Here is a 9,802-nt window from a genome sequence, read left to right as displayed (position 1 = left end):
CTAGACAAAATGACACCAAATGAGTTTTACTATGATCAGCTACCCCAACAAAACAAGGTGGCTTAACTAGAGCGGAATATCACTTATAAATACGCTTTTAGTTGTTCAAACAAGTGGGACCACCTCTATCCATCGCATCTCTTGCGAAAAAACGAAGAACATACAGTGCTGAGTTTAAACAGCAGATCGTTCAGGCTTGTAAAGCACCGGACGTTTCAATTGTTTCAGTCGCTTTGCAACATGGATTGAATACAAATCTTGTATCCAAATGGATTCGCTTAATTGATGGTAAGCCAGGGAATGATCGCTCACCACTACCGAATAAACCTGCATTTATTGCCTTATCTTGCTCTGCACCATTAGATCCTACTCCTACTGACATGTTAAAAGTTCAAATTACTTTACCTCACTCAAAAGCAGAAATTGGCTTGAAATGACAAGTATCAGAAATATCTGCCTTGGCAGAATTACTCATGGTGCTGGAAACATGATCCGTATCGATGAAATCTGGTTGTCTACTCAGCCCATGGATATGCGTGCAGAAATGGATACTGCCATGGCTCAGGTGGTCAGAACCTTTGGCTCGATCAAGCCGCACTGTGCTTACCTGTTCTGTAATAAACGTGGTCATCGTATGAAAGTACTGGTGCACGATGGACTGGGCATCTGGCTGTGTACCCGGCGGCTGGAACAGGGCAAATTTCACTGGGCTAAGCTTCACCAAGGTGAAACCGTGGCCCTCAGCCCGGAACAGTTACAGGCACTGATCCAAGGTTTGTCCTGGCAGACAGTTGGATTGCAGCAACACAGACGTATAAGCTTGCGCATTGCAACACCTAAAGCACATCTTTTATTTTTATCCTGACTTAATAATTGTTGATATAAAGCTTCAATGTGTGGATTCTGTTGAATCGCTGTTAAGGTTACATATACAATACTGAGCGTATTTTACTGTCACCTGCTTTTGATAGGTGGCTTTTGTTTGTTGGCTGAACTGCCATACAGCTGATGTGCTGGAACCAAATCTACATATGCAGCAGCTTAACTTGCTGTTTTAAACTTGTGCGAATGAAATAACGCTTACAATAATAAGCCTGATTGTTCACCGATTGAAGAAATAGTTTGTAGTAATTTCAAATCCTATTTCAATGTGGAATTTTGATCTATATGGTTATTTATTAGCTTATGTGAGTGGACTGCGCTTTTAAGTAGATTCTTTTCCCGTAATAGACTACCTAGATAAACATCAGGTTTGCCTATTAAAGCTTTTAATAAGCTGAAATTCTTAGGTTATGGATACTGTAAAGAAGCGTTCTCTTGCTTATGCTCTGTATGATTTGTGTAATGCTCATCAAGGTGAAAATTTGATGAGAGTTCTTTATGGCGACCAATATTGATCGAGTGAATAGCTAGAAAATTTTAGAATTTAGCTACATCTTATTGATATGTCTGATTTTTAATCTTCGTTTAATTAGGGCTATCTAGTTAAGTATTTCCAATAAAACTATAAAGTGATGCAGTTCACATAAAAATAAATGTTCAAAATGCACATTTAATCTGATGTAAAGATGCCGAAATGTATGCTGTGTCACATTAATAATCTTTCAGTAGATTCATGGTAAGATATTTGTGTAGAAAATGTGCTTGAAATTGTTCTAAGTCCACAAGGGGTAGTAATGTTGAGATTGTCACTTTTAGCTGTTGTAGCTTCATTGGGAGTAGCGGCTTGCACATCAAGCTCATATACGAAGCCATCAGATTTACGTTTTCAGAAAAAAACACAAGAAAATAATCAACCTATTGTATTAAAGCGAGATGAGAAGCTGTGTGGTGGTGATACAGCAGAACAGCAAAATTGCCCAATTGAATTTTATATCGACAGTATTAAAGCTGGAAATTTTTATATAAATAATTCGGCTCAATATGCATTGAAACCAGAAACATATAATTTCAAAGTAAAAAACTGTACTGAAGAATCATGCCAAAGTTGTGATGTTGACTTAAACGTAGGAAAGCTAACAAGCAATGAATTTGTACTCTCTGTCAATACAGACGGTAAACCTTTTATTTCCAATAATGGTCAGCCTTTAAGTTGTGAGGTGAAGCACAAGGTTGCTGCTCAGGAACAGATAATACGAGTGGATTTAGCTGCGGACACTTTATTTAAATTTAACGGTTCTTCCTTGAATGATTTACTGCCAAAGGGGCGTCAAGAGGTCTTGAATGTTGCTTCGCAAATTCATAACAACTTCGTTTCTGTAAGCCGCATTAATTTAGTTGGTCACACAGATCGTTTGGGAAGTGATAGCTATAACAATCAATTGGGGCAAAACCGTGCAGACACAGTACGCAACCTGTTGGTTCAAAACGGTGTATCTGAAAATAATATTTCAACGTCTAGTGCAGGCAAAAATCAACCTGTGACGAATGGTTGTTTTGATGTAAAACAGCGTGAAGAACTCAAAGCTTGTTTACAGCCTGACCGCCGTGTAACTGTCGAAATTACAGGCATTACTAAATAGTTAAAGTTTTAGAAGATAAAAGAATATAATTTTTTGGGTAAAAATATGACTAATTTTATTGTAATTGAGAAAGACTCATTAAATAAGTCTACAGTAAATGCGACACAGATTACATTAACCGAAGCTTCTATTGTTCATACTAAAATGAGCCGTGATGACGTCGACGAATTTATCCGTGATGGCAATAACTTAGTGCTTAAGTTAAAAAATGGTGAAGTTGTTGTTATTGAGAATTTTTTTATAACATATGACGATGTCGCTTCAGATTTGGTTTTTGAAGAAGATGGGTGTGTTCTATATTGGTTTGATGGCGTATCGGGTTTTAAAGGCATTCCAGGATTAGAAGCATTATTGCCTGCTGTTGAAAGCAGTCAACTCGTTGGATTGTTACCTTGGTTGGTGGGTGCTGCTGTAGTTGGTGGCGCTGCAGCAATTATTGATCACAATGACAAGGATGAAGAACCGAAAGATACTACAGCACCTACAGCACCAACTGTTGAGATTAATGATGGTGGTGATGGTGTTATCAATCCAACTGATCTTGTCAACGGCAAAGTTACAGTGACTGTTAAGCCGACCGAGCCAGTTGTAGAGGGTGATAAGATTACGATCACTCATCCAGATGGTTCAATAGAAGAAATTGAAGTTACAGCATCAAGCAAAGATGACATTAACAACAATGGTATTACTGTTGAAGTAACTCCTGCTGCGGAAGGTAAAGATACAGTTGTTACCGCAACAGTGACCGATAAAGCTGGCAATACGTCACCAGAAGGCAGCGATAATTCAACAGTTGACTTGGTAGTTCCGGGCGATGTTGACGGTGACGGTGAAAAAGACCTAACAGGTGCGCCAGTTGTTGAAATTCAAGATGGCGGTGATGATGTCATTAACCCATCAGATGTTGATGAGAATGGCAAAGTTGATGCAAAAGTAACCTTCCCGAAAGATGCGGGTTATAGCGTTGGTGATACTGTTGTGATCAAAGATCAAGATGGCACTGAACTGGTTAACCGTCCATTAACAGCTGAAGACCTTGAAAACGGCATTACTGTCAAAGTAACTCCTGCAGCGGAAGGTGAAGACACTATGTCAAACATAACGCTCCTTTCATTCATTTTAAATTTGAATTTATCTTAAGTTAATTTTGGATAAAGATAGATAAAAATTGTAATGAAAATGGCTGCAATTACAGTACTCATTTAATGCTATGACGCAGCATTTGAAAAACTCCCACGGTATGAATTTACAAAGATGCTTAAATCATGAATTTTATAAAATCAAAGATATGGCTTGTGCTGTTTCTTCCGTTTTGTGCACCAATAATGCCTATTTATGCAGCAAAACCAAAAAATTATTTAGACTCAGCTAAAGCAAACATCGAACAGTTTTTTTCGTTGCAACCTGCAGATTTGAATCAAGTGAGTATTCAAGAACTAAGTAAATACTCATGGGGTGAGCAGACAGCGCAAGATACTTTGCCAGTTATCAAATTGAGTGGTATTCAACAACAACTTAAAGGTATGGAAAAAATAAGCATTAACTCTGAAGCTGAGCTAACACTTTTTGATGCAATTCATCAAGCGCTACAGCGTCGACCTGAAATCACTCAGAGTATTGCTACTATTGCAGGCCAAGGTGCAAACATTGATGCGGCGAAAGCACAATATTTTCCTCAAATCTCTGGTGGTATTAGTACAGCTGATTTAACGACTGGCGAACGGGGAAGACAGCTTTACAGTTTATCAGCGACACAGGTTTTATATGATTTTGGAAAAATCAAAAGCGATATCAATATAGAAGAAGCGAAGTTATTACGAGAACAAGCAAATACATTAAATAGCATTGATGATATTGCATATCAAACAGCGAATGCGATGGTCAATATTAACCGTTATCAAGAAATCGTTCGTATTGCTAATCAACAAATCAAAGGAATTGCTCGAATTGCAGAAATCGCTAATTTACGGGCTAAAGCGGGTATTAGTAGTCAGGCAGATCCGATTCAGGCACAGTCAAATTTAGAAGCGGCCCAATCAAATTTACTCATACAAGAAACGCAATTAAAGCAATATCAGCAAAAGTTACAAATGCTACTAGGCTATGACGTCTCTCATGTGAAGATGCATATTCCAGATACGATCATTCGTAATGCGGGTTTATACAATGACCCAAACTTCACTCAAATTCCTAAGATGATCGTAGCTCAGGCATCAGTGCAAGTTGCTAAATTACAAAAAGAACAAACAAAACTGAGCGCTTATCCAACAATTAATATTAAAGCTAGCTTAAATCAAGCTTTGAATGGGAAAAATCCGAATAATAATGAAGATGATGGTTTTTATAGCTCTGTTATGTTGGAAGCGAATAGTAACTTTTTCCAAGGCGGGGCGACTCGAGCAAAAATCCGTTCTGCAAATTATGCGGAAGAAGCAGCAAAAGCGGCGGTTAACACAGTTTATTTAGATGTCTTAGATCAAATACAACTCATTCGTGTGCAGGTCGAAAATAAGCAAAAGCAAATGGATGTTCTAGCGTTAAGAAAAGAAACCACGGCACGGACAAAAGAGTTGTATCAAGAACAATATAAATTAGGCACCCGCACAGTGGTGGATTTATTGAATTCTGAACAAGCAATTCATGCTGCCGCACAGGAAATTGAAAATGCAAGATATGATATTTACGCGGCCCTAATTCAGTATATCTATGTTACTGGTGCTTCAAGAGCATTTTATCAACTAAATAATACTTCTATTCAAGGGTTTGAAATTTTACCATGAGCAAAACTATGAATTATCAGCCATGGCTTCAAGCCGTTCTAGCAATTGCAAAACATTATCGTATCGAACCATCTGAAGAGCGTTTACGCTTGCAACTCGATTGGAATCCGAGCCAGTCACTTGATGATATTTTGATTTTGGTGAGCCGTCAGATCGGGATGAGTCTAAGAAAAACTGAATTTAGTGAAGATATTTTGAATCCGTGGCGTTTACCACTTCTTATTCAAATGAGAGATGGGCAAGTTGGCGTATTGAATCAACTCGATGCCAATGGGAATGCGAATATTCAGTTCAGTGGTGATCAGGGATTAGCACAAGTACTTACTGTAGAGTTATTAAAAGAAAATGTGAACAATGTTTATATTTTAAGACCTGAGAAATCAATTCCTGATGTCCGTATTGATGAGTATATTAAACCATATGAGCAGAACTGGTTTTGGACGATTGTACTCAAAGACTGGAAACGCTATTTGGATGTGATGTTTGCATCATTAATGGCCAATATACTTGCATTGGCGACAGTTTTATTTTCAATGAATGTTTATGATCGAGTTATTCCTGCACAGTCTATTCCAACTTTATGGGTATTAGCCGGTGGTGTACTAATTGCAGCAATATTTGAATTTTGTTTACGAGTTGCACGTATTTATTTATCAGACATTATCGGAAAACGTGCAGATCTAAAAATCTCAGATAAGGTATTTGGTCATGCTTTAAGAATTAAAAATAAAGAGCGATCCAAATCCACAGGTACGTTTATTTCGCAAATACGTGAATTGGAAGGTGTTCGTGAATTAGTCACTTCTACAACCATTTCAGCGATTGCAGATTTGCCTTTCTTCTTTTTGTTTTTGGCCATTTTTTGGCTGATCGGTGGCAATCTGTTCTGGGTCATGGTTTTGGTTGTACCTTTAATGATTATTCCTGGAATTTTGATTCAAAAGCCATTGGCAAAATTAGCATCTGAAGGAATGCGTGAAGGTGCTATTCGCAATGCAACACTGGTGGAAGCTGTTCAAGGTATAGAAGATATTAAGTTATTGCGAGCGGAATCTCGATTTCAGAACCAATGGAATCACATGAATCAAGCTGCTGCAGATATTTCAATGCGCCAACGGAAATTAGTTGGAATTGTGGGGGCGTGGACTCAGAAAGTGCAAGGGCTTACTTTTGCGATTGTCGTACTGGTTGGATGTTTTGCTGTAATGAAAGGGGAAATGACTACAGGTGCATTAGTTGCTTGTTCAATTTTATCATCGCGCATGCTAGGACCAATTACACAGATTTCAGGAGTTCTAGGGCGTTTTCAACAAGCTAAAGTTGCTAAGACAAGTTTAGATGAGCTTATGAAGAAACCAGTTGACCAAGCACCAAATGCACATTTAATTCATAGGCCTGTTTTGAATGGACATTATGAACTTAATAATATTGTCTTCAAATATAGTGAAAACGATGCAAAACCTACTCTCATCATTCCGAAACTTGAAATTCAAACTGGTGAGAAAATAGCGATTTTAGGTCGTAATGGTGCAGGCAAATCAACGCTATTACAGTTGCTATCTGGGATGCAGGAGCCTGTTCAAGGGAAAATCAAATTAGATGGGGTTGACTTGGGGTTAATTGATCCAACGGATGTACGTCGAGATATGGGCTTACTCAATCAGAATCCACATTTGTTTTTTGGCTCTGTACGTGAAAATTTGACATTAGGCTCACCTTTGGCGACTGACCAAGAGCTTTTAAATGTGCTCAAGCTCACTGGGGCATTAAACTTTGTATTAGATAAGAAAGAAGGTTTAGATCATCAAATTTTAGAAGGTGGTGTTGGTTTTTCTGGTGGCCAGCGTCAAGCTTTACTTTTATCACGATTATTACTTCGTCAACCAAATATTCTATTGCTTGATGAGCCGACAGCCGCAATCGATGACGTTTCTGAAAAACAATTGATTGACAACCTGAAAGGCTGGTTGGGCCAAAGAACGTTAGTCATTGCAACCCATCGTCGAGCAGTACTTGAGTTGGTGGATCGAATTATTGTAGTACATGATGGAAAAATTGTTATGGATGGTCCTAAAGAGCAAGTATTAGGTAATACTCAAACCAATATAGCGAGTACAGCATCATGATTAGAAATCCTATAGAAAGAAAAGATGCTGTAAAAGTTCAAGATTTAGAACCACCATTGCCCAGACCCAGTCTATTTATTTGGATTATTTGTTCGGGGCTTCTGGCTTTATTGATCTGGGCATGGTTTTTTAAACTTGAAGAGGTTTCAACTGGTACTGGTAAAGTCATTCCTTCATCTAAAGAACAAGTGGTACAGTCTCTTGAAGGTGGAATTTTAACAAAGCTTTATGTGCATGAAGGGCAAATCGTACAAGAAGGGCAGGTACTTGCCCAACTTGACCCAACTCGCTTTGCATCAAATGTTGGTGAATCTGCTTCCTTACTACTGGCATCACAAGCAACAGCAGCGCGATTACGTGCAGAAGTCAATGGAACTGCTTTAAAGTTTCCGAGTGAAGTACTTAAAGAGCGAAGTTTAGTTGAAGAAGAAACAGCACTGTATCATTCACGACGATCTAATATAGAAGAATCTTTGTCAGGTTTACAACAGGCACTTATTTTAGTTGAACAGGAGCTACAAATGACTGAACCATTAGTAGCTAAAGGTGCAGCTAGTGAAGTCGAAGTATTGCGGCTCAAGCGCCAAGCAACTGATTTGCGCAATCAAATGAATGATGTGAGAAATCAATATTTGGTAAAAGCTCGAGAAGAGTTGGCAAAAGCCAACACAGATATCGAAACGCAATTACAAGTCGTAAAAGGTAAATCAGACTCTTTAAATCGTACTCTTTTTAAATCACCTGTACGAGGAATTGTTAAAGAAATTGATGTTATGACTATTGGCGGAGTGATTTCTCAAAATGGCAAGTTGATGACAATTGTTCCTCTGGATGAACAACTTTTGGTTGAGGCACGTATTTCACCGCGAGATATTGCTTTTATTCATCCTGGGCAAGATGCACTCGTGAAGATCACTGCCTATGATTATTCTATTTATGGTGGGTTGAAAGGAAAAGTTTCAATTATTTCACCAGACACATTGAGAGATGAAGTTAAGCAAGATCAATTTTATTATCGAGTGTATATTCGAACGGATTCAGGAAAATTGATGAATAAAGCAGGCAAACAATTCAGTATTACTCCTGGCATGGTTGCAACAGTCGATATTAAAACAGGGGAGAAAACGATTTTAGATTATCTAATAAAACCATTTAATAAAGCGCAAGAGGCTTTAAGAGAAAGATAGTTTTGAGTGAGCCTGTAAATAAATTTGAGGGTGTAAATAATTTTGTTTTTGTGCTTTTTATATGTGAATACGGCTTTGTTGCACAAAGATTTGAAATGCAAAGCGCCCCTAATTGAGCCAAATTTAAGGCGTAACTTGGGTAAGTGGTCGACCTAATTCCGTAAATCTGTTGAGGACTGCTACACGTGCATGAATTTCATTCACCTGACTAGGAAAGCTTCTTGCCATTAATGACTATGCTGTTGTCGGTATTCGCGGCGGTCTTCCGCTGTACCATCGGTCTTTTTCCTGAGTTCTGCTTCTATCGCATACAGTTTCTGAATCAGCACCAATGCCTGTTCAGCGACCTGACTTTTCCCGGTCACATGCAGTTCATGGAATTTACGACGTGCATGCGCCATGCAGCCCACCTCAATGACATCGCCTGATTTAAAGCGTGCTTTATAACCACTGTAATCATCACAGACCAGATGGCCCTGCCAGCCATTCAGGAACTCTTCTGCATGCTGACCTGAACGGCTATCCTGAAAGTCATAGATCACCGCTTGAACTGGATTGTACTGTGTAGTGGCATAGGCCCAGACATAACCTTTCTTCGGTTTTTTCTCATCATCACCCATCCGCATGATGGTGACCGGCGTTTCATCGGCATGGATCACCTGCTGTTGTAGTACCACCTCTTTTAAGGCATTGGCCAGAGGCTCCAGTTCCACACCGCAGCGACCAATCCAGTCAGATAACGTTGATCTAGAAAGTTCGATTCCCGCCCGCTGATAGATCAGACGTTGACGGTACAGCGGCAAATGATCGGCATACTTCGATACCAGCACATGGCTGAGCAATTCAGGTGTAAGCATCCGGCTAACACAGCCTTACCAAGCGATCCTATAAGCCTTAATTTAGTTCCCACCTAAAAACAAGTGGGGACTTAATCCATGAACATGGATATATATTCAGCAACACCTCCTGTTGCTAAAAAACACAGAACATACAGCAAAGAATTCAAACTCAGTATTGTCAATGCCTGCAAAAATCCTAATACCTCGATCGCTTCGGTCGTAAGCATCCGGCTAACACAGCCTTACCAAGCGATCCTATAAGCCTTAATTTAGTTCCCACCTAAAAACAAGTGGGGACTTAATCCATGAACATGGATATATATTCAGCAACACCTCCTGTTGCTAAAA

7 protein-coding genes and 3 pseudogenes are annotated in these 9,802 nt (G+C 39.0%); 8 read left to right on the top strand and 2 right to left on the bottom strand.

Translation table 11 applies throughout. From position 1 onward, the window contains the following. Positions 1-113 precede the first annotated feature (113 nt). The 7 genes from FTT74_RS06525 (at position 114) to FTT74_RS06495 (ending at position 8,615) form a co-directional block, all read left to right on the top strand. Positions 114-437, top strand: coding sequence for a transposase (locus FTT74_RS06525; protein ID WP_179988703.1), 324 nt, complete (start codon positions 114-116; stop codon positions 435-437). Positions 438-487: 50 nt separating this feature from the next. Beyond that, positions 488-865, top strand: a complete 378-nt coding sequence (tnpB, locus tag FTT74_RS06520; protein WP_179988701.1) for an IS66 family insertion sequence element accessory protein TnpB — start codon at positions 488-490, stop codon at positions 863-865. A gap of 811 nt (positions 866-1,676) precedes the next feature. Beyond that, the gene (locus FTT74_RS06515; protein WP_179988704.1) at positions 1,677-2,522 is read left to right on the top strand and encodes an OmpA family protein; all 846 of its coding nucleotides are present in this window, start codon (positions 1,677-1,679) and stop codon (positions 2,520-2,522) included. 45 nt (positions 2,523-2,567) lie between these two features. Beyond that, positions 2,568-3,662 (top strand): BapA prefix-like domain-containing protein, encoded by a 1,095-nt coding sequence (locus FTT74_RS06510; RefSeq protein ID WP_163120771.1) that lies wholly within the window; start codon positions 2,568-2,570, stop codon positions 3,660-3,662. 125 nt (positions 3,663-3,787) lie between these two features. Beyond that, a complete protein-coding gene (locus FTT74_RS06505; protein WP_179988702.1) occupies positions 3,788-5,302 on the top strand; it encodes a TolC family protein in 1,515 nt (504 codons plus the stop codon). Then, positions 5,299-7,428, top strand: a complete 2,130-nt coding sequence (locus FTT74_RS06500) for a type I secretion system permease/ATPase (protein ID WP_163120769.1) — start codon at positions 5,299-5,301, stop codon at positions 7,426-7,428. The genes FTT74_RS06505 and FTT74_RS06500 overlap by 4 nt, the downstream gene beginning before the upstream one ends. Further along, on the top strand, positions 7,425-8,615 hold the full coding sequence (locus tag FTT74_RS06495; RefSeq protein WP_163120768.1) for an HlyD family type I secretion periplasmic adaptor subunit: 1,191 nt from the start codon (positions 7,425-7,427) through the stop codon (positions 8,613-8,615). Before FTT74_RS06500 ends, FTT74_RS06495 begins: the two co-directional genes overlap by 4 nt. Positions 8,616-8,738: 123 nt before the next feature. Here FTT74_RS06495 and FTT74_RS06490 read toward each other — a convergent pair. Beyond that, positions 8,739-8,846, bottom strand: a pseudogene (locus FTT74_RS06490) (IS5/IS1182 family transposase); the annotation flags it as partial. 2 nt (positions 8,847-8,848) lie between these two features. After that, a pseudogene (locus FTT74_RS06485) lies at positions 8,849-9,466 on the bottom strand (IS66 family transposase); the annotation flags it as partial. Positions 9,467-9,550: 84 nt separating this feature from the next. On the opposite strand from FTT74_RS06485, the pseudogene FTT74_RS06480 reads away from it, so the two are divergent. Beyond that, a pseudogene (locus FTT74_RS06480) lies at positions 9,551-9,673 on the top strand (IS66 family insertion sequence element accessory protein TnpB); the annotation flags it as partial. Between the last annotated feature and the right edge of the window lie 129 nt (positions 9,674-9,802).

Source organism: Acinetobacter sp. YH01007, from assembly GCF_013420425.1.
GTDB lineage: Bacteria > Pseudomonadota > Gammaproteobacteria > Pseudomonadales > Moraxellaceae > Acinetobacter > Acinetobacter towneri.
The sequence above is the reverse complement of the archived record's forward strand: the minus strand, read 5'-3'. Positions and strand labels throughout refer to the sequence as shown.